Origin of the sequence: Flavobacterium rivuli WB 3.3-2 = DSM 21788, assembly GCF_000378485.1 — a bacterium.
Taxonomy (GTDB): Bacteria; Bacteroidota; Bacteroidia; order Flavobacteriales; family Flavobacteriaceae; genus Flavobacterium; species Flavobacterium rivuli.
This window is the reverse complement of the sequence record NZ_KB899974.1, coordinates 83,056-107,082: the sequence shown is the minus strand read 5'-3', so window position 1 is coordinate 107,082 and position 24,027 is coordinate 83,056. Positions and strand designations below refer to the sequence as shown.

General features: G+C 39.8%; 20 protein-coding genes. 12 read left to right on the top strand and 8 right to left on the bottom strand.

The features are described 5' to 3' along the window. Positions 1-181 precede the first annotated feature (181 nt). The 4 genes from F565_RS0117435 to F565_RS0117420 form a co-directional block, all read right to left on the bottom strand. Positions 182-454: a UBP-type zinc finger domain-containing protein gene (locus F565_RS0117435; RefSeq protein WP_020214533.1), complete on the bottom strand. Its 273-nt coding sequence runs from the start codon at positions 452-454 to the stop codon at positions 182-184. 22 nt (positions 455-476) lie between these two features. After that, positions 477-1,703 carry an NAD(P)/FAD-dependent oxidoreductase gene (locus F565_RS0117430; protein WP_020214532.1) on the bottom strand — a complete coding sequence of 409 codons (1,227 nt, stop codon included), beginning with the start codon at positions 1,701-1,703 and terminating at the stop codon, positions 477-479. 41 nt (positions 1,704-1,744) lie between these two features. Beyond that, positions 1,745-2,641, bottom strand: a complete 897-nt coding sequence (locus F565_RS0117425) for an aldo/keto reductase (protein ID WP_020214531.1) — start codon at positions 2,639-2,641, stop codon at positions 1,745-1,747. Between the two features lie 65 nt (positions 2,642-2,706). Further along, positions 2,707-3,732: an aldose epimerase family protein gene (locus tag F565_RS0117420; RefSeq protein WP_020214530.1), complete on the bottom strand. Its 1,026-nt coding sequence runs from the start codon at positions 3,730-3,732 to the stop codon at positions 2,707-2,709. A gap of 199 nt (positions 3,733-3,931) precedes the next feature. Between F565_RS0117420 and F565_RS0117415 the strand changes: the two genes are divergently transcribed. The 3 genes from F565_RS0117415 (at position 3,932) to F565_RS0117405 (ending at position 9,704) form a co-directional block, all read left to right on the top strand. Beyond that, entirely contained in the window at positions 3,932-4,831 is a 900-nt protein-coding gene (locus tag F565_RS0117415) for an AraC family transcriptional regulator (protein WP_020214529.1), read from the top strand. A 125-nt stretch (positions 4,832-4,956) separates the two neighbouring features. Beyond that, positions 4,957-6,369, top strand: a complete 1,413-nt coding sequence (locus F565_RS0117410) for a sugar porter family MFS transporter (protein WP_020214528.1) — start codon at positions 4,957-4,959, stop codon at positions 6,367-6,369. A gap of 23 nt (positions 6,370-6,392) precedes the next feature. Then, entirely contained in the window at positions 6,393-9,704 is a 3,312-nt protein-coding gene (locus tag F565_RS0117405; protein WP_020214527.1) for a DUF5107 domain-containing protein, read from the top strand. Between the two features lie 245 nt (positions 9,705-9,949). On the opposite strand, the gene F565_RS0117400 is transcribed toward F565_RS0117405, so the two are convergent. After that, positions 9,950-12,448 carry a M14 family zinc carboxypeptidase gene (locus F565_RS0117400; RefSeq protein WP_020214526.1) on the bottom strand — a complete coding sequence of 833 codons (2,499 nt, stop codon included), beginning with the start codon at positions 12,446-12,448 and terminating at the stop codon, positions 9,950-9,952. A 482-nt stretch (positions 12,449-12,930) separates the two neighbouring features. On the opposite strand from F565_RS0117400, the gene F565_RS22480 reads away from it, so the two are divergent. Continuing rightward, on the top strand, positions 12,931-14,028 hold the full coding sequence (locus F565_RS22480) for a GTPase (RefSeq protein ID WP_020214524.1): 1,098 nt from the start codon (positions 12,931-12,933) through the stop codon (positions 14,026-14,028). Positions 14,029-14,050: 22 nt separating this feature from the next. Next, positions 14,051-14,698 carry an HAD family hydrolase gene (locus F565_RS0117385; RefSeq protein WP_020214523.1) on the top strand — a complete coding sequence of 216 codons (648 nt, stop codon included), beginning with the start codon at positions 14,051-14,053 and terminating at the stop codon, positions 14,696-14,698. 347 nt (positions 14,699-15,045) lie between these two features. Here the strand turns inward: F565_RS0117385 and F565_RS0117380 are convergent, their stop codons facing one another. Beyond that, positions 15,046-16,218, bottom strand: a complete 1,173-nt coding sequence (locus tag F565_RS0117380; protein ID WP_020214522.1) for a proline dehydrogenase family protein — start codon at positions 16,216-16,218, stop codon at positions 15,046-15,048. Between the two features lie 89 nt (positions 16,219-16,307). Between F565_RS0117380 and aroB the strand changes: the two genes are divergently transcribed. From aroB to F565_RS0117345, 7 genes are all read left to right on the top strand, one after another. Then, positions 16,308-17,375 carry a 3-dehydroquinate synthase gene (gene aroB, locus F565_RS0117375; RefSeq protein WP_020214521.1) on the top strand — a complete coding sequence of 356 codons (1,068 nt, stop codon included), beginning with the start codon at positions 16,308-16,310 and terminating at the stop codon, positions 17,373-17,375. 57 nt (positions 17,376-17,432) lie between these two features. Beyond that, entirely contained in the window at positions 17,433-17,609 is a 177-nt protein-coding gene (locus tag F565_RS22940) for a hypothetical protein (RefSeq protein ID WP_020214520.1), read from the top strand. 62 nt (positions 17,610-17,671) lie between these two features. Then, on the top strand, positions 17,672-19,090 hold the full coding sequence (locus F565_RS0117365) for an arginine decarboxylase (protein WP_020214519.1): 1,419 nt from the start codon (positions 17,672-17,674) through the stop codon (positions 19,088-19,090). 49 nt (positions 19,091-19,139) lie between these two features. After that, a complete protein-coding gene (locus F565_RS0117360; protein ID WP_020214518.1) occupies positions 19,140-20,111 on the top strand; it encodes a deoxyhypusine synthase family protein in 972 nt (323 codons plus the stop codon). 7 nt (positions 20,112-20,118) lie between these two features. After that, positions 20,119-20,550 carry a hypothetical protein gene (locus F565_RS22935; RefSeq protein ID WP_020214517.1) on the top strand — a complete coding sequence of 144 codons (432 nt, stop codon included), beginning with the start codon at positions 20,119-20,121 and terminating at the stop codon, positions 20,548-20,550. 133 nt (positions 20,551-20,683) lie between these two features. Continuing rightward, positions 20,684-21,166 carry a hypothetical protein gene (locus F565_RS0117350; protein WP_020214516.1) on the top strand — a complete coding sequence of 161 codons (483 nt, stop codon included), beginning with the start codon at positions 20,684-20,686 and terminating at the stop codon, positions 21,164-21,166. 157 nt (positions 21,167-21,323) lie between these two features. After that, complete coding sequence (locus F565_RS0117345) at positions 21,324-21,890, top strand: pseudouridine synthase (protein ID WP_020214515.1); 567 nt, start codon at positions 21,324-21,326, stop codon at positions 21,888-21,890. On the opposite strand, the gene F565_RS0117340 is transcribed toward F565_RS0117345, so the two are convergent. Beyond that, positions 21,891-23,276, bottom strand: a complete 1,386-nt coding sequence (locus F565_RS0117340; RefSeq protein ID WP_020214514.1) for a sensor histidine kinase — start codon at positions 23,274-23,276, stop codon at positions 21,891-21,893. Positions 23,277-23,280: 4 nt separating this feature from the next. Continuing rightward, on the bottom strand, positions 23,281-23,958 hold the full coding sequence (locus F565_RS0117335; RefSeq protein ID WP_154652653.1) for a response regulator transcription factor: 678 nt from the start codon (positions 23,956-23,958) through the stop codon (positions 23,281-23,283). Positions 23,959-24,027: the final 69 nt, after the last annotated feature.

The following is a 24,027-nucleotide window of genomic DNA, read 5'->3' as shown; positions in this document are numbered from 1 at the left end:
TCAGCACGGTCACTGCATAGAATACCCGTATCACTTTGATGTGCAAAATGAATACGGGGTGCATTACTAATAAGCCTTCCAAATGGACAATGCGGGATTATCGCACAAAACTAATCAGGATAATTGTGCATAATGGCAATAAAGTGACTCCGTTGGTTTTACTAAAGAAAAATGCGTAATTTTAATACTCTAACATTTCGTCGTCTACAAAGCAATACAACCAGCGTTCTCCCGGTTGTGCCGATGCTATAACAGGGTGACCGGTAGCATTATGGTGTTTACGCATGTGCTGCTGCGGCGACTGGTCGCAGCATAAGGTAACGCCACAATCCTGGCAAATGCGCAAATGCACCCACTGGGTATGTTGCTTTACACACTCTTCGCATACGTTTGTTTTGCTGGTAATAACTTCTCTTATAGCATTTAAGTGGCTGCAAAAATTAGGATCGCTCATAATGTTTTTTTTGATTTAGTAGTTATAGTTCTGCAAGATATTTATGTACCATAGTTACTGCCATGGCACCCTCGCCCACTGCGGCGGCAACACGTTTAACAGAGTTAAACCGTACATCGCCTGCGGCAAAAGAGCCGGGCATACTGGTTTCTAAATGATAGGGCCTTCTTTCCAGCGGCCAGCATGCAGGGAAACCCTGAAAGTCTAAAAGGTCGCTGCCCGTTACAAGATAACCGTTTTTGTCGCGTATAATGGCTGTATCTTCGGCCCAGTCTGTATTTGGCTTACCTCCTATGCAAATAAAGAGCTTACTCGTATCATGCCACTCATCGTTGCCGGTAACAGAGTTATAAATACAAATGCGCTGTAATATATTATCGCCTTCCAGTTTTTTTACTTCAGAATTATAAAGTATGTGTATATTAGGTATTTGGGTAATGCGTTTTACAAGGTAATCAGATAGCGTTTCTGCAAGGTTGCCCTTTCGGATAACCATAAAAACATTTTGCGCAAAGCCCGAAAAGTAAGAAGCTGCCTGCCCCGCCGAGTTTCCACCACCTATGATGTACACATCTTTACCATTGCAAAAACAGGCTTCGCCCATACCCGCACCATAATAAACACCTTTATTAAAAAATTGCTTTTCGTTAGGCAGCCCCAGTTCGGCATAATCTATACCTGTAGCGCAAATGTTAGCTTTGGCAACCATTTTATCGCCACTGGCAAGATCTACATGAATGCGGTTATCATAAAAAGTACCTTTTATACCTTCGCCAAGCAGCAATATTTCCACACCAAATTTTAGTGCCTGCTGCCGTGCCCTTTCTGCCAGTTCTGCACCCGATATCCCTTTAGGGAAACCCATATAGTTTTCTATTAGAGAGCTCGTACCCGCCTGCCCGCCTATAGCTTCTTTTTCTACAAGAATAGTCTTTAACCCTTCAGATGCTGCATATACCGCAGCACTCAATCCCGCAGGGCCTGCTCCATATATAGAAAGGTCATATTCTGCAAGGCTTGGCTTTTTTATCCAGCCCAAATGTCTGGCAATTTGTTCTATAGTAGGGTTAATAACTAAGTCTCCATCAGGAAATTTAATTGCTGCCGTAGTATCTTTAGAAAATTGTGAAGCGATATTCTTATCGTTAATTTCAATCCAGTCGAAATCGACCACACTGCGGCGTAAAAATTCGCGTATGGGATATACCGCTGCCGAATCGGCCCTGCCATATAATTGTAATCTGTCCATACCCTAAAGGTAAGAAATATAGTATACAGCTAAAATATTTTTTAACGGTGTTCTTTATAAAAGTTAACACTTTTTAACAATTGTAAATTTTCAATTTCAATTGCAGACAAAGGACTTGCATTCCCGGCAGCTAAGGCATCTTTCAATTGTTGCATGGTCCTTATACCCACTACAGCGGTAGTTATAGCAGGATTATCTATTGCATAACGTGTGGCGGTAACAGATGGCGTTTTACCTTCAGGGATATTCGCATTAAATTCTTTTAAAATAGCGGTTACTTCTTCTTTAGTAAAATTTAGATATTCTTTAGCCGGTTTATCTGCCAGTAGCCCCGAAGCTACTGTACCACGGGCCAAAACACCTATTTCATTTTTCTGCAAAAGACTAAGAGTTTCCTCTTCCGGCCTGCGATCTAATAAACTGTATTGGGTCATTACCGCAGCAATATTCGACCGGCTTACATATTCCCTGATAACATTAGGGCGAATAGACGAAATGCCGTAAGCACGTATCTTCCCTAAATCTGTTAATCGTTCAAAAGCTTCAATAACCTCATCTTCAGGATCTTCAATAGTACCCCCGTGCAACAGGTATAAATCTATGTAATCGGTTTGTAAACGTTTCAGGCTATCGTCTATAGCTTTAAGAATGTAGTTTTTACGCGGTGTCCAGTCCCAACCGGAACCGTCTTCTTTCCAGCGGTTGCCTACTTTGGTAGATATCAGCACATCGTTTCTCTTGCCCTTTAGCGCATTGCCTAACAGTTGTTCATTAGAGCCTTTATCATAAAGATCGGCAGTATCAAACAGGTTAATGCCTTCGCTTATGGCTTTGCCTATAATAACATCATTATCTTTAACATCAGCTTTTAAAGACATACAGCCAAAGCTGACTTCGCTTACTTTAAGGCCTGATCTTTTAAGGGTATTGTATTGCATACGTAATTTGTATAAAATACAAATATAACCATTAGTTTTCCTGACGGTACAAGACTATGATTACTTTATGATTTAATACCAAAAGCGTATGTTATAGTATGCTTATATGTGCGTCCCGGTTGCAGAATAGTATCCGGGAAATTAGCATGGTTAGGGCTATCAGGATAGAACTGGCACTCCAGGCAAAGGCCATCAAAAGGTTTATATCGCTTGCCATTATGCCCTTCGTCTGCACTATCTAAAAAATCGCCTGTGTACAATTGTACTCCAGGATATGTAGTAAAAACCTTCATTACCCTACCGGAAACATCATCAGAAAGTATACAAACCGGATTATTTTTTGGTATATCATCATTAAAAATATAAAAGTTATTGAGTCCGCCGTCTTTCATAACATCGCTTAACGCCTGGCCATGAAAGCCCTGCATGCTTACCTGAATAATTTTCCCCGTGGGAATATATTGCGGTGTACTTTCTAACATTGAATCCGCTTCTATTTGCAACTTATGACGATGAATAGTTTCATCCCTACCGGACAAATTAAAATAAGCATGATTTGTAAAATTTACGGGCGTAGGTTTATCAGTCTCTGCAAAATATTCTATTATAAACTCATTGGCATCTGTCCATTTGTAGACCACTTTTACTTTTAATTTGCCGGGAAAACCACCTTCGCCATCAGGGGTATCAAGCAAAAAGGCAACATTATCATAACCCAAAACAAAGTCGAACACTTTATTATTAAACCCGCTAAACCCGCTGTGGTTGTTATTTATGCCATCGTTTTTATGCAATTGATAATGTTGATCGTCAATAGAAAATTGGGCATTTGCTATCCTGTTAGCAAACCTGCCTATGGTTGCTCCTATATATGCTCTATCTGCCAAATACCCTTTAAGGGTTGGGTAACCCAATACCACATTACTGCGATATCCATTTTTATCCGGCACCACTATGGATTTTACTATTGCTCCATAATTTGTTAATTCAATATAATTTCCGTGTATATTTGTCAACCGGAACACAAATATTGCTTTGCCGTTATGATAGCCAAAATGTTCATGGTGAGTTTTAGTAATAACCTGATTCATAAAGAAATTTTCGTTAGTATTGTATAACTCTAAGGTTCTAAGTAACTAAGAATCTCAGGTTTTAGAAATCGATATAGTAAACTTACAAAAATAGAATTGTACCATTAAAATACAATGGACAATATTTTTATAAACATGGATTAAATTATGATAAATATTAATTCTGGCATTTAGTAATAAGGTACTACAACAAACATTAATGAACACAGAAGAAAACATTAGGGTTAAGGAAGGATTTTTAGGCCAGCGCATGATTGTACTACCTAAAAATATTGTTTCGGGTATTAAAAAGAATCCGTTGGTAAGCAGCCTCTATTTTACAGATATTGGTTTTTTCCCAAAGGCCAGCCACCATCTTATAAAGCGCAAAAATGGCAGCAAACAGTTTATATTAATGTATTGTTACAAGGGTGAAGGCACTATAGAGCTGGAAAATCGTACTGTCTTTCTTAAGCCTAACACGTATTATATTATACCACCCGGCCTGCCGCATGAATATTATGCACTGGCAGAAAACCCCTGGAGTATTTACTGGATACATTTTACCGGTGTACAGGCAGCCCATTTTTACGATAAGTTTACATCCCTGCATCCGGAAGGCGCGCCTTTGCTCGCCCTGGAAGAACGTCGTATAGGCCTTTTTGACAACCTTATTAACGTAATGGAAGATGGCTATAGCGCAACTAACCTTGAGTATGTAAACCTATCGCTATGGCAGCTGTTAAACTCCTTTTTATATGAAAGTTTTTTTTATGGTGAAGACAAAAAATATTCAGAGAATAATACAGTTGAGGCTGCAATAGACTATATGAAAAAACATCTCGAAATGCCTCTTAAAGTAAATGATGTGGCAGCACATTTTAGCTATTCACCATCGCACTTTTTTACCTTATTTAAAAAACGTACAGGCTATTCTCCTATACATTATTTTAATTACCTTAAAGTACAAAAAGCCTGCCAATACCTTAGTTTTACATCTATGAGCATAAAAGAAATAAGCTTTGCCCTTGGCTTTAACGACCCTCTTTACTTTTCGCGTTTATTTAAAAAATTAATGAGTACATCTCCCCTGCAATACCGTGCAGAATACCGCCACTAACGCAACCGATTTCGGTTTTTAGCCATTTCAACCCTAAAATCAGATAATAGTCCATTCATTCAAAAAAAATATCCATATTCAAAAGGGTTCATTCTGCTAATTTTACATCTGCTATAAAACCTTTTATGAAAAACTATAATTATACTTTCCTGCTTTCTATTAGCCTTGTGGCTGCATTGGGCGGCCTCCTTTTTGGTTATGACTGGGTGGTTATTGGCGGTGCCAAGCCATTTTATGAACTCTATTTTGGCATTGCAAATTCTCCGGCCCTGCAAGGTTGGGCCATGAGTAGTGCCCTTGTGGGCTGCGTGGCCGGTGCTGCTGTTGCCGGCAAACTTGCCGATACTTACGGGCGTCGCCCGCTACTTATTATTGCTGCCGTATTATTCTCCTTATCTGCTTTAGGCACAGGAGCGTCAGAAACTTTTACGGCATTTATCATCTGGCGCATTATTGGCGGTATTGGCATTGGTATAGCTTCTACCATTTCGCCTTTATACATTGCAGAGATTGCTCCGCAGGAAACCCGTGGGCTGTTTGTATCTATAAATCAGCTTACTGTTGTTATAGGCATACTTGGCGCACAAATAACTAACATGCTTATTACAGAATCTGTCCCTGATGGCTTTACGCCCGAACAGATAATGGCTTCATGGAACGGGCAAACAGGATGGCGCTATATGTTTTGGGCGGGTTTACTACCTGCCGTGCTCTTTTTTATACTTATGTTCCTTATACCCGAAAGCCCACGTTATATGGCTAAAAAACATAAATATGCAAAGGCCGAAGGAACTCTTGCCAGAATAGGCGGGCTATCTTATGCCGAGAATGAACTATCTAACATTAAAGCAACTTTTGATTCGACCGAAGATAAGCGTACCGATATTAAAATGCTGCTCGACAAAAAAGCATTATCCATACTTACCATAGGTATTGTATTGGCAGCCTTCCAGCAATGGTGTGGTATAAATATTATTTTTAACTACGCTCAGGAAATATTTGTATCTGCAGGATACAGTATTAACGACCTGTTTATGAACATTGTTATTACAGGCAGCATAAACCTTGTGTTTACTATTGTAGCTATGGGCACTGTGGATAAACTGGGACGTAAAAAGCTTATGCTTTTAGGCTCTGGCGGGCTTGCTGTTATCTATGCCGTAATGGGGTATTTCTACTACGCACATGTTACCGGCCTTCCGTTATTGCTTCTGGTTTTATTAGCTATTGCCATATACGCCATGTCGTTAGCACCTATTGTTTGGGTTATCCTTTCAGAAATTTTCCCTAACCGCATTCGTGGTGTGGCAATGTCTATAGCAACCTTCGCGCTATGGATAGCCTCTGCCCTACTGGTACAAACCTTCCCGTTCTTTAACGAATACCTTGGCACATCGGGCACCTTCTGGGTGTATGGCATCATCTGCGCACTGGGTTTCGTATTCGTATTAAAAAGACTGCCGGAAACCAAGAATAAAAGCCTGGAAGAAATTGAGGAACTACTTCTTAAAGACAAAAAAGCCACTACCAAAATATAATTCATCTCTTAGAGTACATTGTTATGCAAAAAGTAAATGTTTGGCAGGAAAAAGTGATCCTGCCCACGTATGAGACGGGAAAACCTGAAAAAAACCCTGTGTTTATAGAAAAGCGAGTATACCAAGGCAGCAGCGGATCTGTATATCCGTACCCTGTTATAGAGAAAATAGAAGATGTAAAAGTTGATAAGGAATACCAGGCAGTATATCTTGAAAACGACTTTGTTAAAATAATGATATTGCCGGAGCTTGGCGGCCGCGTACACATGGCTTATGATAAGACCAAAGAGCGCCATTTTGTATATTACAACCGGGTTGTTAAACCTGCATTGGTGGGCTTAACAGGCCCATGGATATCTGGCGGAATAGAATTTAACTGGCCGCAACACCACCGCCCAAGTACTTTTGATGCGGTAGATTTTACCATTGAAGAACATGCCGACGGCAGCGCGACCGTATGGTGCAGCGAACTGGAACGTATGTTCCGCACTAAGGGTATGGCTGGCTTTACATTACACCCAGATAAATCCTATTTAGAAATAAGGGCTAAGCTATATAACCGTACCCCTTTTCCGCAAACATTTTTATGGTGGGCAAATCCTGCCGTTAAGGTAAATGATGATTACCAGTCTGTCTTCCCGCCCGATGTTAATGCGGTATTCGACCATGGCAAGCGCGATGTATCATCGTTTCCCATTGCTAAAGGCACCTATTATAAAGTAGATTACTCACCGGGAACCGACATTTCTAAGTATAAAAATATCCCTGTGCCTACATCGTACATGGCTATTACATCTAAATATAATTTTGTAGGTGGCTATGAAAACGATTCTAAAGGTGGCCTGCTCCACGTGGCCAACCACCATGTATCTCCCGGAAAAAAACAGTGGACGTGGGGTAACGGCGATTTTGGGCGTGCGTGGGACCGTAACCTTACCGATGAAGACGGGCCTTATATTGAATTGATGTGTGGTGTTTATACCGATAACCAACCCGATTTTTCGTGGCTGATGCCCGGAGAGCAAAAAGATTTTGTACAGTATTTTATGCCATACCGCGATCTTGGGGTAGTAAAAAATGCGACACAGGATGCCATGGTTAATTTAGAGAAAATAGAAGGCAAACTTGTTGTAAAAGTATATACTACAGGTGTGTATCCTAATACTAAAATAACGGTTAAAAATGGTAATATCATTATCCTGAAGAAGGAATATGACGCCTCACCCACTACTTCTTACAAAAAAGAAATTGAGTATACTGAGGATAACCTTGAAGGGTTATCAATATCTGTTACTGATGCTAAAGGTAAAGTACTGGTAGACTGGGAATATGAAGGGCCTAACGAAGCTGAGATCCCGGAACCCGCAAAACCTGCTATGGCGCCTGAAGATATAGAAAACAATGAGCAGCTGTTTTTAACGGCTTTGCATTTAGAGCAATACCGCCATGCAACATATAGCCCAATTCCTTATTATGAGGAAGCGCTGAGACGCGATGCAGGAGATATTCGCAGTAACAATGCCATGGGGTTATGGCTCATGCGTAAGGCAAAATTTAGCCAGGCCGAACCTTATTTCAGGGCAGCAATAAAAACACTTACACAACGCAACCCTAACCCTTATGAGGGCGAACCCTATTTTAACCTTGGCCTGTGCCTTAAATATTCAGGCAGGAACAGTGAGGCTTACGATGCTTTTTACAAAAGCGCATGGAATGCTGCGTGGCAAAACCAAGCTTATTTTTATGTAGCCCAGCTTGATGCCCTTAAAGGCGATTATGATAAGGCATTAGTGCATGTAAACAAAGCCATTGCTAAAAACACACAGGACCATAAGGCGCTGCACTTGCAGTTAACATTGCTTCGTAAATTAGGACAGGCCGAAAAAGCGTTACAACTTAACGATGCTTATCTTGCCGAAGACCATTTTAATTACGGTGCGCTTTATGAAAAATACCTGTTAAGCAACAATGAGGCCGACATGCAATCACTGCATTTATTAATTCGTAGCAATATTCACAATTATATAGAGTATGCACAGGATTATGCTGCTGCCGGTTTTTACACAGAAGCTATAAACCTATTACAACTGGGCATAAACAATGATAACGAACACTACCCTATGGGATGGTATTACCTTGGTTGGTTCTATGAAAAAGCAGGCGACACCACTAAAGCTACTGCGGCCTACAAAAAAGGAGCTGAAGCCAGTCCTGAATATTGTTTTCCTAACCAGGTAGAGGCTGTACAGGCACTCACGGCAGCGGTAAAAAATAACCCTGACGATGCTAAGGCATATTATTATTTAGGTAACTTTTGGTACGGAGCAAGGCAGTATAATGAAGCTATTGCCGCTTGGGAAACCTCTATAGAGGCTGACCCTAAATTCCCTACTGTGCACCGCAACCTTGCCCTTGGATATTTTAATAAAGTGGCTAAACCACAGGAAGCATTGGCATTATTAGAGAAAGCGTTTGCACTAGACCCTACCGATTCCCGTATACTTATGGAGCTCGACCAGTTATACAAACGCTTTAATAAAGACCTTGTATACAGGCTGGCCTTTTTAGAGAAACATTTAGAACTTGTCATTCAGCGTGACGATATTTATTTGGAGCGGATTGCCTTATACAACCTTTTAGGTAAGCACGATAAGGCTTACACGCTATTGCAAAACCGTATTTTCCACCCGTGGGAGGGCGGTGAAGGTAAAGTGGCCGGGCAGTACCTTACAAGCCTTATAGAAATGGCTAAAAAATACATAATGGAAGGTAAATATAAGGAAGCCATATCTAATCTGGTTCAGGCACAAACCTACCCGGATAACCTGGGCGAAGGCAAGCTTGATGGTGCTCAGGAAAATGATATTTTTTATTGGCTGGGTGTAGCATTTGAGAAAAACGGTAATACGGAAGAAGCAAAAAAATGGTGGAAAAAAGCATCGGAAGGACTTGACGAACCAACGGCTGCAATTTTTTACAACGACCAACAACCTGACAAAATTTTCTATCAGGGTCTTGCTTTACTAAAATTAAATAACCCGGATGCTGCCAATACACGCTTTGAAAAACTGGCTTCTTACGGCGAGAAACATCGTAACGATAATGTAACTATAGATTATTTTGCAGTATCACTACCCGACCTGCAAATATTGGAAGACGATCTTGACCGCCGTAACCAGATACACTGCGGTTACATGCAAGGACTTGGATATCTTGGCCTTAACAAGAAGGATGAGGCAGAAGATATATTTACTTCAGTGTTAGAAGAAGAGAAAAGCCATGCCGGTGTTACCCTACACCTCACTATGCTTAAAGAGCAGCTTAACAAAGTTTAAGCAAATACTTGAGTAAAAGTGAAAAGAGGCTGTCACTTTTTGCTTTTACTCAAGTTTATATTTATTGGGTATGTCGCTGCATTCTCAAGTTGTATTAAACTGCTTATCTGAATATAAAATCAATATTGTTTAAAATACGGCACTATTGTTTTACAATTTGACATCAGCCCTAAATTATTTTGGTACTTTTATAATAACAAACAGGCTGCTGTAGTATTCAGAATTTTGTAAATCATGCAAATGTATTAGTTCACTAAAAATAATGCATTACTAAACAATAGATTTCCGTTCTCCCAAAACCCACGAAATAGAGGGTTATCTACCATATAAATTATTTGCCCCTGCCCTTTTTGCTCTACGGCAAAGGTTACGGTATTAGCAAAAGTCTTTTTAAGGCTGCTGCCAATGAAACCAAAACTTTTATAACCTGCCGGAATATATGCCGTGTTTACAGCCCCCTTAAGCAACTGGTAACGGGCATCGCTTATTTTGAGGCTAAAATAGGTATTGCCCAGTCCATAATTAAGCGGATGGGTGGTATCTATAGTGTTTTCTATAATAGCACCTGTAACTACAGATGATATTCCGCGCCTTAAAAAACTCTCGTAGTTGTAATAACGCGCATTAAGCTCTTCGGCCTCTTCTTTATCTTTTGCGGTATTACGGGCAGCATCGGTTGCATATTTTGTAAGGCTGTAACCCGGCCTGTCATCAAACAGGTTAAGTGCCCCACCCATTGCAATAACTTTACCGCCATTAGTTATAAAAGTATCTATCCTCACTTTTTCCGGTTCCGATAATGAATACCATCCGTCGGGTATTAAAAGGGTATTAAAATCTGCCAGTTTTACACCTGCAAAATTTTGCAGGTCTACTATACTTACCGGATAATCTATAATTTCGTCCATATAAAACCATGCCTGCCCAAAATCGGTACTATTTACATCTTTGCCTGCTACGAGTAAAACTTTTGGCTCTTCGAGCAGCGGATAGGATTCTCCACCAAGATCTGACCCATTAATGGCAAACCCACTTTCTATAACTTCATAATCGCGTTTGCTTTCCAGCAGTACGGTCATTGCCTGTTTAAATTCGGTAAGCTGGCTGTTGTCGCCTTTTAAAACCACGAGGTCGCCGGGGCTCACTTTAATGCCTCTGTATAGAGCGGCTTTGCGGGCAGACCTTACTTTTATCTTATTTTTATGCAACTGAGCCAGTATCTTTGCCGATGCCCGCCCGTTCCACGGAATATAATAGGCATAGACCCTGTCATATTCAAACTTGCCTTTGTACGTTACTTCTGTTTTAGTTTTAACAGAGATTTCCTTTTTTAGTGCATAACTATCTATACCATAAGCATGCGGCAGTGCCCATGCGGTAATATCATAAGATAAACTATCGCTTAAATGCTGTTGCGGCTCAAACAAAACCTGTGTAAGCAATGCTTTAGGCTGGTTGATACTAATAATTAAATCATTTGGCTCCAACACAAAATCTTTGTCCTTATCGCTTTGGTAATGGTAACCTGATAATTTTTTAGTTTCATCGGCAAAAGCATACTGTATTTTGTTTCGGGTAAGAAGCTTAGCCAGCTCTTCGGTCTTGCCGTTATTTTTAACTATGTAAGTCCTGTAAGTGCCTTTAGGGTTCTCGCGGCTGTCTTTAAAATAAGCCCTAAAGTTTTTAACCAGTTTATCTTTTTGCCATGATGCCGTTTCTACCGCAGTAAGAACTGCTGTAGTATGGTGGTTTATCCTGTCCTGAAGCGTTAGTGTAGTGCCATTGCGCATTTGTACTGCCCGCCCTGCACCAATACCGCCCTGCTCATACGTCATTCCCACCGCCCCGTTAAATGATGGGTAGGTATCGCCATAACTGGGATAAAATAAATCATACACTTCACGGGTAAAATAGCTCCAGCCATTGGCATCAAACTTTTTAGCCGTCATTTCGCCAATTACGCTATAAAAATCTTTTTGTGCCGGTGTAATATAGTCATGCATAGGCTCTGCCGGCGGCGGAAAAAAATACGGCTCGTTAAAACCCATTTCGTGCACATCTACATGTACCATAGGCATCCACTCATTATAAAGCGCCATACGCTGTTGTGTCTCTGTTTGCACCTGCCATGCCCAGTCGCGGTTAAGGTCGTAAGCATAATGATTCTCTCGCCCACCCGGCCAGGGTTCCATGTGTTCACGGTCGGTAGTGCCAGTGTGGGGTTCTTTGCCACTAATGCTTCGCAGCCAGTTGCCGTAATGCGAAAATCCATCAGGGTTAACACAGGGGTCCAGTATCACAATAGTATTTTGCAGCCACTCCTTTGTAGCAGTATTGGCAGGGTTTATAAGTTCGTAAGCAACATTCATAGCACTTTCTGTGCCCGCAGGTTCATTGCCATGAACGTTAAAGCTAAGCCACACAATGGCCTTATCTATAGCAACGGCAGGTTTTGGCCCCATGCCAATATTGTACAAGTTATTCTGGCGGATGTTTTCTATATCCTTCAAATTTTCGGGGGTCGAAATATAGTAGGCATTCAGTCCGCGTTCCTCGTTGGTTTGTCCATAAGGTTTATGCTGTATATAACCCGAATTTTGTACGAGGTAGCTAAAGTAATTTTCGACCTGATAATGGTAAGTAACCTGTTTACCATAAGATGGTAAAAAATCGGCAGGGCTTTTAAGCTGTGCCTGTAACGACAGGCAAATACAAATAAAGAGGCAGGTAAATAATTGTTTCATAAACAATGGATGGTATAAAAACCAAATGTAAGAAAATTGGGCAAACAGGATAAACTTATTTAAGCTGAAAGAACCAAAAACATATATTTATAAGCTTTAAACATAAATATTTAAAAATCAATAACTTAATTAAAAACGAAAACGATTTAAAAATTGAAAAATCCCTACTAATGGGTATTTTTTTGTACTGTGGTAAACCGTAAATTAGCTACATAGTATTAATGCCCCTAAAATTAAAACTATGGAAACAGAAATTACCCAACACGACAGTTTTATGCAAATGCTACTTTTAGACCTTCTTATTTTTATTTTACTTATTGTACTGTTTTATTTTTTGTACAAATTGTATCTGCACTTAATAAAGTATCCTGAAAAAAGCCAGTTGTAATTTATATGTAAGTTAGTCATAAAACATTGTCCTTGCATTTAAGATACCTTTAACCTAATGATTGCTATATTTGATTTAACAAGTATATAACTCAATGAACATAGGCAACGGTAATATAACGCAGGCGTTAGAACAATGTAAACAGGATTTGGAAAATTTTAAAAATGCAAAGGTTAAATGCGGTATCATAGGCCGTAGCGGCACAGGAAAGTCATCGCTTATAAATGCTATTGTAGGCGAAGAAGTATCTGCCGTAGGCGAGATAGAAACCACTATGAAAATCAGTGAACCTATAGAACATAAGGGGTTGCTGTTTTATGATCTGCCCGGAAGCTCTACTATTAATTTCCCTATGGATACCTATATTGAAACTATGGGTATTAAGAATTTTGACTGTGTAATCCTTGTTACTTCCGATCGTTTTTTTGAGGATGACCTGTACCTGATTACCGAAATTGCCAAACTTAAAATCCCGGTATTCCCGGTGCGTACCAAGCTCGATTTTTCTATAGACCGTGCATTAAAGCGTGGTATTACCGAAGAAGAAACGTATAACAGCATTTATGCCGACCTAAAGAAAAGCCTTGAGAACTATAATGTAAAAGGCATCTATCTTACATCTGCCGACTACCCTACCCGTTACGACCTTAATAAACTTCTCGACGATATTTCTAACAGCCTTAACAGCATAAAGCGCGAGCGTTTTATTGCCGATGTTAACGTGATTAGCCACAACCTGCTTAAAGAAAAACGCGACCTTTCTACTAAATTAATCTCCCGTTATGCTGCGCTTTCGGCAGCAAATGGGCTAAATCCTATTCCGGGACTTGACATATCGGTAGATCTTGGACTGCTCTATAAAATGAGCACCGATATACAGGAAATTTACGGCCTTAAAAAAGAACAAATACACTACAGTTCTACCCTGTTGGGCGATAATAAATCGAAAGTTATTGTGGCCAAAGCGGTGCAGTTTGCCTCTAAATACATAGGCCGCGAAGCTATATTGTTACTCCTTAAAAAAGCAGGTATGGGCTTTGCTAAAAAAGAAATCTCCAAATGGATACCCTTTGTGGGGCAGGCCATTGCCGCCGGACTGGGGTATAAAATGACATCGTCTATAGGCGATGAAATGCTTACCGATGCCGAAGATATTGCCTCGCAGACTTTTGAGGCGATTAAGGGGGTGTAGAGTTGGTAAAAATTAAAATGAAATGCGAAAAATAAAAGCCGTAATCTTCGACCTCGATGGCACGTTAGCCAATACTTTACCGCTGTGTATTAGTGCCTTTAGGAAATCTATAGAGCCGTTGATAAATAGAGAAATATCCGACGAAGAGATCATTGCTACCTTTGGCCCATCGGAAGAAGGAACTATTGAAGCCCTTGCCCCTGATTTTTACGACAAGGGCTTAGCCGATTATATTACCCAATATACTGCCCTGCACGATATGTGCCCTCAAATTTTTGATGGTATGCCGCAAATTCTTGAAACACTTAAAATTAACGGCATCCGTACTGCAATGGTTACCGGAAAAGGAAAAGCCAGTGCCGATATCTCACTACAGCATTTTGGAATTACAACGTATTTCGAACTATTAGAGACCGGAATACGCACCGGCCCAAGCAAGCCGGAGGGAATAAAAACAATTCTTAATAAATGGGAGGATCTTGATAAAGATGAGATTATTTACGTGGGCGATGCACCAAGCGATATTACAGCCTGTCGTGAAGCGGGCATCTCCATTGTCGCTGCTGCCTGGGCGGAAACTGCCGAACCTGAAAAACTAATTGCCCTACACCCTGATGAATTGTTTTATACGGTTAATGATTTCGCTGAATGGTTGTACGGAAAAATTTAGATTTTCGCTTAAAGAACGCAAATAAGGCGGATTGAAAAAAAACTTATGCGGGTTTTACGGCTGAGTGCAGCTGGCTCCCCTCTTGAGAGGGATTGGGGTTGTTCACAGTTTACTTAAGTACGGAGTAAAATTGTTTGCTAAGTAATAATGAAGTGAATTAAGTGATATGTATATTAATCCTATATAACATACCCCTAACCCCTCTCAAGAGGGGAACCATCTACACTCAATCGGGCCAATTCAGGCCTGTAAGTACTTTTGCTTTCATCCGCATTCATTAGTATGCAAATAATTAGATCGCATTGTGCCTCGCAATGACAGCGAAGGTTAAACTACCTATAAATTTACTACTCCTCCAGTTTTCTTCTTTTACGCTCTGTTGCAAGTAAATTAAGTTCGCGGCTTGTTTGGCCTGAAACCGAGGTGTTTTCTTCAGCACGACGAATAAGGTATGGCATAACATCGCGCACCGGACCAAACGGAAGATATTTAGCAACATTGTAGCCATTCTCCGCAAGGTTATAACTTATGTTATCGCTCATACCATACAGCTGCCCAAACCAAACGCGGTTATCGTTTTTATCAAGGCCGTTATGTTTCATGAGCTTCATTAATTTATAAGAGCTTTCTTCGTTATGTGTACCCGCAAAAATGGCCATTTTATCAATGTGCCCGGTCATATAAGCAATAGCATCATCATAATTAATATCGGTAGCTTCTTTAGAAATGCAGATTGGCGACGGGTAACCCATTTCGGCAGCACGCTTATTTTCTTTTTCCATATAAGCGCCACGCACAATTTTCATACCTATATAAAAGCCTTGTTCCTGTGCAAGTGTGTGTAATTTTCTCAAATAAGTCATCCTGTCATGGCGGTACATTTGCAGGGTATTAAAAACAATAGGTTTCTCCTTGTTATATTTTGCCATCAGGTTGGCCACCAGGTCATCTGCAGCATCCTGCATCCAGCTTTCTTCGGCATCAATAAGCAAGGCTACATCATTAGCATGGGCTGCTTTACAAACAATTTCAAAGCGGTTAAGCACGCGGTTCCATTCGGCAGCCTCCTCAAGGTTAAGGGTTTTACCTTCGCCCAGCTTTACATACAAATCAAAACGCCCAAAACCCGTAGGCTTAAAAACGGCAAAGGGTATGGCACTAATTTCTTTAGCAAACGTAATAGTTTTAAGGGTCTTCTCCAGCGCCTTATCAAATTCAGCCTCGTCTTCTTTAGCCTCTACAGAATAATCAAGCACAGACGATACACCCTTGGTAAACATTTTTTCTACCACAGGCAGGCAGTCCTCTTCGGTAGTTCCTCCACAAAAATGGTCGAAAACCGTAGCACGAATAAGCCCTTCTACCGGCAAATGCGCCTTAAGGGCAAAATTTGTCACTGCTGTCCCTATACGCACCAGTGGTTCAGACGCTATCATTTTAAACAGGAAATACGCCCTGTCCAGTTCGGTATCACTTTTAAGTGCAAAAGCAGCAGCGGTATTATTGAAGATCTTTTCCATTACTTTAAAAAAATTTATGCAAATATAAATACTGTTCAAGAATATAAAGCGATTTTTAGCTTATTTTGCCATTTCTTTAATACAAAACCATGCAGCACATTACCAGCTCCGGCTACAACATATATTTTAATGATGATTGCTACAGTTACCTGCAGGCATTATTAGCACCGGGCAGCTACAGCAATATATTTATAATTGCCGACGAAAACACATCGCAGCACTGCCTGCCTAATTTTTTAGCACAGCTGGCTACAGAGTTGCCTATCGAAATTATAGAATTTGATGCCGGCGAGATTAATAAAACTATTGAAACCTGCATACAAGTATGGCATGCACTTACTGATATGGGTGCCGATCGTAAAAGCCTTGTAATAAATGTGGGCGGCGGCGTATTGACTGATCTGGGCGGGTTTGCTGCTTCTACCTTTAAACGCGGTATGGATTTTATCAATGTGCCCACTACCCTGCTTGCCATGGTAGATGCATCTGTAGGTGGTAAAACAGGTATAGATCTGGGAGTACTTAAAAACCAGATAGGCGTTATCAATAACCCTGTAGCCGTTTTAATAGACAGTCAGTATTTAGAAACACTGCCGGCTGCAGAAATGCGATCGGGACTTGCTGAAATGCTGAAGCACGGGTTAATTGAAGATGAAAAGTATTGGGCGCAATTTAGCAACCTTGACGGTTTAACCACAAATGATTTAGATAGCCTTATTTACAGGTCGGTTCAAATAAAGAATGAAGTGGTAATGCAGGACCCTACAGAGAAAGGACTGCGCAAAATATTAAACTTTGGGCATACGCTGGGGCATGCTATTGAATCTTATTTTTTAGAAAGCCCACTTAAAACCACACTTTTGCATGGTGAGGCCATTGCTATAGGCATGATACTGGAAGCACACATATCTGTAGCTAAAAATCTGTTGCCACAAGCCGAATATATTCAGATAAAAGAGGTTATACATTCTATATTCCCTAAGGTTGAATTTACACCACAGGATATAGACATTGTTATAGGATTATTAATACATGATAAAAAAAATGAGGCCGGGAAGGTACAATTTGTACTGTTAGAGCGCATTGGCCATGCAGTTATCAACAAGGAGGCAGAGAACCAATTGATATTCAACGCTTTCGGCGACTATCAAAACTAACAATTTTTTAAGACATTTGTTTTTAAATACGCATTATTATTTTTTACATTTGCCGGGATGAAATTAAAACAACAGGTATTTTGCCTTACAAGCGTGGTTAATAAATACAAGGCTTTAGCCAATGTAAATGTGCTGCTTCCTGCTAACAGGATAGTACATTCTGCAACGGATTTATACAGTATTAATAACTGCCACGACGAGTTACAGATACGATATGCTAATTTAAGGGTTTGAAAATGGTTGTACCATTAGGATATTTCTTATTTTTATAATCACTTTTCCCCAAATTTCATAAAATGAACACAAGATATTTTGACCTTATAAATCAAACGTTTTACTTTCCTCAGGAAGAATTTACGTTAAACAAAGATAACCTGCAATTTCATAACATAGACCTAATGAAACTTGTAGAGCAGTACGGTACCCCGCTAAAGTTTACGTACCTGCCGCAAATTTCCAGCAACATTCGAAAAGCAAAAGAATGGTTTAGGAATGCCATGGAAAAAAATAAGTACGACGGTAAATATTACTACTGCTATTGTACAAAAAGCTCTCATTTTGAATACATTATGAATGAGGCTTTTAAAAACAATATTCACATTGAAACCTCGGCAGCTTTTGATATTAATATTGTTGAGAAATTACTTGAAAGTGGCAAGATAAACAAGAATACCTATGTTATTTGCAACGGTTTTAAAAGAGACCAGTACATAACAAATATTGCAAGGTTAATGAACAATGGCCACAAGCAAACCATTCCTATTATTGACAACTACGAAGAGCTTGACCTGTTACAGGAACAAATAAACGGTAAGTTTAAAATAGGTATCCGTATTGCTGCCGAGGAAGAGCCTAAGTTTGAATTTTATACTTCGCGCCTTGGTATTGGCTACAAAAATATTTTACCTTTTTACCGCAAACAAATTCATGAAAATAAAAATGTAGAGCTAAAAATGCTTCACTTTTTTATTAATACAGGTATAAGGGATACGTCTTACTACTGGAACGAACTTTCTAAGTGTTTAAAGGTGTATGTTAACCTTAAAAAAGAATGCCCTACACTGGACAGCCTAAACATAGGCGGTGGTTTCCCAATCAAAAATTCGCTTCATTTTGAATACGACTATCAGTACATGATAGACGAAATTACCAACCAGATTAAAAAAACGTGCGAAGAAGCCGATGTTCCCGTACCTAATATTTTTACTGAGTTTGGTTCGTTTACCGTGGGCGAAAGTGCCGGTGCCATTTATCAGGTACTGTATCAAAAACAACAAAATGACAGGGAAAAATGGAACATGATAGATTCTTCTTTCATAACTACCCTGCCGGATACCTGGGCTATAAACAAGCGTTTTATTATGCTTGCCATTAACAGGTGGAATGACCAGTATGAGCGTGTACTGCTGGGCGGTATGACGTGCGACAGCGATGATTATTACAACTCTGAGCAAAATTTAAATGCCATATATTTGCCCAAATATAACCGCGATAAGCCTTTATACATTGGCTTCTTTAATACCGGCGCTTACCAGGAAACCATAGGTGGATATGGTGGTTTGCACCACTGCCTTATACCGCAGCCTAAACACATCCTTATAGACAGGGACGAGAACGGCTTCCTTGCTACAGAGATATTCTCTGAACAACAAAAAGCAGAAGATGTACTTAGTATTTTAGGATACAACACTACTACTGTACAAGAAGAGAAATAGTTAGAACACAGAATTGAATTTAAAATAAAGAACAACAAACAAGAACACAATGAATAAAGGACCTATTAGCCAGTTTATCGAGAAGTACTACCTGCACTTTAATGCAGCGGCACTTGTAGATGCTGCAAAGGCTTATGAAAAGCAATTGCAGGACGGTGCAAAAATGATGGTTACACTTGCCGGTGCCATGAGTACAGCCGAGTTGGGTAAAATTTTTGCAGAAATGATCCGTAAAGATAAAGTACAGATCATATCGTGTACAGGGGCTAACCTTGAAGAAGATATAATGAACCTGGTAGCACACTCTCATTATGAAAGGGTGCCTAACTACCGCGACCTTACACCGCAGCAGGAATGGGACCTTTTAGAAAGGGGACTAAACCGCGTAACAGATACCTGTATACCGGAGCATGAAGCTTTCCGCCGCCTGCAAAAACATATTTACAAAATATGGAAAGATGCAGATGATAAAGGAGAAAGCTATTTCCCACATGAATTTATGTACAAAATGCTTTTATCGGGTGTTCTTGAAGAGTACTATGAAATAGACCTTAAAGACAGCTGGATGTATGCTGCAGCAGAGGCTAACCTGCCTATTATTGTACCGGGATGGGAAGATAGTACTATGGGTAACATTTTTGCATCATACGTTATTAAGGGCGAATTAAAATCTACTACTGTAAAAGGTGGTATAGAGTATATGGCATTCCTTGCAGACTGGTATACAAAAAACAGCAGCAATGGTGTTGGGTTCTTCCAGATAGGTGGTGGTATTGCCGGTGATTTTCCTATTTGTGTAGTGCCTATGCTTTACCAGGATATGGAAATGCACGATGTTCCTTTCTGGAGCTACTTCTGCCAGATATCTGATTCTACCACAAGTTATGGTTCATACTCCGGTGCTGTGCCTAATGAAAAGATAACATGGGGAAAACTTGACATTAATACCCCAAAATTTATTATAGAATCTGATGCAACTATCGTTGCACCTCTTATATTTGCTTACTTATTAGATTTATAGTTGATTTATGAAAAGAGTTATTGTTGATTACGCTAAACTAACAAATGAAATCCTGACCCTATTGGTCGAAAGATTCCCTGACGGTTATGATGATTCGCACATCATTCGCTTTAAAAATGCCAAAAATGAAACTATTGAGGCTGTTGAAGTAAAAACCGAAGATACTATTTACCTTGTAAAAGTAAGTACCAAACTGGCTGACAGGATTGAAAACTTTGATGATGACGATATTGATGAACCGGCAGATGATCTTGACGCATTGAAAGAACTGGAAATTGATGACAATGACGATGACGACGATGCTCCGGCTAAAGAAGATGACGCAGATACTGATGGCGATGCAGACGAAGATGATGATGACGATGACGAAGAAGGCGGCAGCCGTCGCAGCAAAAAACACGATATTGCTGATGATGAGGATGAAGACGATGAGGACTAATCTTTGTTGCTAAAATATATTTATATTAAAGAACTCTTAACAGGGTTCTTTTTTTGTGAGTAAAAGTTTAATTTTAACGGGAATAGATTTACTTTTCACACTAAAAAGACAAAACAATTAAACACATAAAACTATGAAAAACAAATTAATACTTCTTGCTGCCGGGCTTGTAATGTTTAGCTGTCAAAAAAAAGAAAACACAGATACCGTTATCGAACAGACTACTGTAGAACAAACCGCACCTGATGTAGTTACTAAACAATGCTATATGCAGGTAACCGAAATAAAAGAGGGTGGTAAAACCGTTAACGATAGTATACTGCTTAATATAGAAACAAAAGGCGACAGTATAACCGGTACGTTTAAATGGCTGCCTTACTACAAAGACAAAAAAACAGGCGATTTTAAAGGTACTATTAAAAACAATATTGCTAACACCATTTTATCTGCAAAGGCAGAAGGCACAACTAATCTCGAAGAGTTTGTAATTATATTTGACGCAAACAATGCCTCAATTAAAATGGGCGAAATGGCCGAGGGTCCAGATGGTATTTGGCATTATAAGGATAAGGCTGCAACTTCCGAAAATGCCATTCCTAAAGTGGAGTGTAAATAAATCTTTTTAGCTCTTCCATTTCGACGAAGGAGAAATCTCTACACTATATGAGATTTCTCCTTCGTCGAAATGGAATATAATTTTAATCCCTTAAAATGATTTTGCAACCTCGTTGTGTTACCTTACTTTCGCAATCCAATAAATTTGGATTAACAGCATGCACCACCACTTTATAATTTTTAAGCCTTACGGTTACCTTAGTCAGTTTACTTATAACCTTAAACGCAACAAAAAACTTCTTGGCGAACTGCACGATTTTCCTGAAGGTACCATGGCTATAGGCCGCTTAGACGAAGACAGCGAAGGGCTGCTCCTGCTTACTACCGATGGTATGATGAGCGAAATAGTGCGCAGTAAAAAAGTGGAGAAAGAATATTACGTTCAGGTAGATGGGCTGGTAAACCAGGAAGCTATAGAAAAACTTAAGCAAGGTGTAGAAATAGGCTTTAAAGGGACAAAATATATTACTTTGCCCTGCGAAGCACGCCTATTGAATGATATCCCGGATTTCCCACTACGTGGCAAAAAAATCAGGGACGAACGCCATGGGCCCACATCATGGTTATCGGTTACAGTTACAGAAGGAAAATTCAGGCAGGTGCGCAAAATGACATCGGCAGTTGGTTTTCCTACATTACGGTTAGTAAGGGTGCGTATAGGTAATGTGCAACTTGAAAATTTACAACCGGGCGAGGTTAAAGAAGTCGAAGCGTTTCAAGTATAATTAATTACCCGACTTAAAAGTCAGCGCTACGGTAGTACCACTCCCCTTTTCGCTATTTAATGCTATAGTTGCACCCAGCATATCGCATAAACGTTTTACTATAGATAGCCCCAATCCAGTGCCTTTAATAGCTGTATGCTCTGTAGCTTCAGACCGGTAAAATTGTTCATACACCCGGTTAAGGTCTTCTTTTGCAATGCCCCTGCCATTATCTGTTATCATACACGTAACATCAGCACTATTTTGCACAAGTGTTATATCAATATGGCCGTCATCATAGCTGTATTTAATAGCATTAGAAAGCAGATTTTCTATAATTATGGCTGCCATGGCAGCATCAGTAACAACATAAAAGTGATCTTTAAAACTGAAATTAACGCTTATATTTTTAGATTTAATTTCGGGCGAATACCGTTCCATAGCCTGTAAAATAATTTCGTCTAACGCTGTACTTTTAAGCTGCAGTGCCGCCTTATTACTTTCAAAACGTGCCAGCAGCAAAAGTTGCTCAACCATTGTTGTAAGGCGGTTAACCTCAACAATACAATAGTTTATTTTTTCTACATACTCGGCGGTTTCTCGGGGTTTGCGTATTAAAACTTCGAGTGTGCCGCGAATTATTGCAAGCGGCGTGCGTAACTCATGCGATGCATGAGATGCAAATTGTTTTTCGCGTGTTATGGCATTCTCTATCCTTTCCAGCAACTCATTTATTGTGGCCGACAGCATATACAACTCATCCCTGTTAACAGGTAGTGCTATACGTTTATCAATACTGTTTTCGGTAATCTTTTTTGTAGTACTAATAATATTAAGTGCCGGTGCAATACTTTTGCCTGCTATAATACGCGTAATAACAAAGAGCACAAGCAGCACTATTGGATAAGTAACCCAAAGCACGAATAATAAATTATTAAGCACGCGATGTGGCAGTTCTACCGACATGGCAATTATAACATATCCCTTTACCTCACCGTTATTTAACAATTTTGCCATTTGCTGCCGTATGGCAATGCCAGATACAAATGTATCTGTATATTTATCATGTTGGCTGTAGCTCCATTTTAAATTGGCACCATTAAGATTGGGTGATTTCTCAATGCTTTTACCATTAGTATCAAATATCTGTACAAAAACAGGGTTAATAACTATAGCCTTATGTTCGCTTTCGTCCCACTCATTTACCCCTGTAAAACGCTCAAATGGCTGTTGTTTAGCTACAAAACTTGTATGGCTGTCTATCTCTAACTGCAAATCCTGATTAATATCATAATTTACCGCAGCAGAAACAATGTGGTAAATAACTATAAACACCACCAGCACCAGCGTGGCTGCACCTGCAAGGTTATATACCGCAATACGGTTTTTAAAAGATAATGGTGCCATAGTTTTATTCTGTTTCGTTAGCTATGTAGCCCACACCACGCACGGTTTTTATATAACTTTCTTCTTTGGTAAAGCCCAGTTTCTTACGGATACCGTTTATAAAAACATCAATTACTCCTGTATCATAATCAAAATGAATGTTCCATACCTGCTGTATAATATCGGTACGGGTACACACAGTACCTTTGTTCTTTAATAAAAATTCGAGCAGAGCAAATTCCTTTTGCGTAAGCAATACTTCGCCATCGGCATTAAAAACCTGGTGGGTACCTGTCTTTAGGGAAACAGGCCCTAATGTATATTCCGTTTTATCATCAACAGTATTCCTAAACTGTACTTTTATGCGCTCTAATAACTCCTCAAAACTAAAGGGTTTTTTAATATAATCGTTAGCGCCACTTTGCAGCCCGGCAACGGTTTCCTGTACAGTATCTTTGGCAGTCAGAAAAATAATAGGCGTAACTTTATTCGACTTACGAATGGTCTTACAAATCTCCAGACCGGACAATTTAGGCAGCATCCAGTCGAGCAGTATAAGGTCATACGGATTATTTAGTGCAGCAATGAGCCCGTTATCGCCGCTCGCCTCAACAGTAATATTGTAACCTTCTTCGGTTAAGCCCTGTTGTAAAAAGTTAGAAATACCGGCCTGGTCTTCTACTATTAGGATTTCTTTTGCCATGAAATAATTGTCCATTTTGATAAGGCAATTTATTAAATATTATGTTGTAAAATCATGTAAAACAATTTA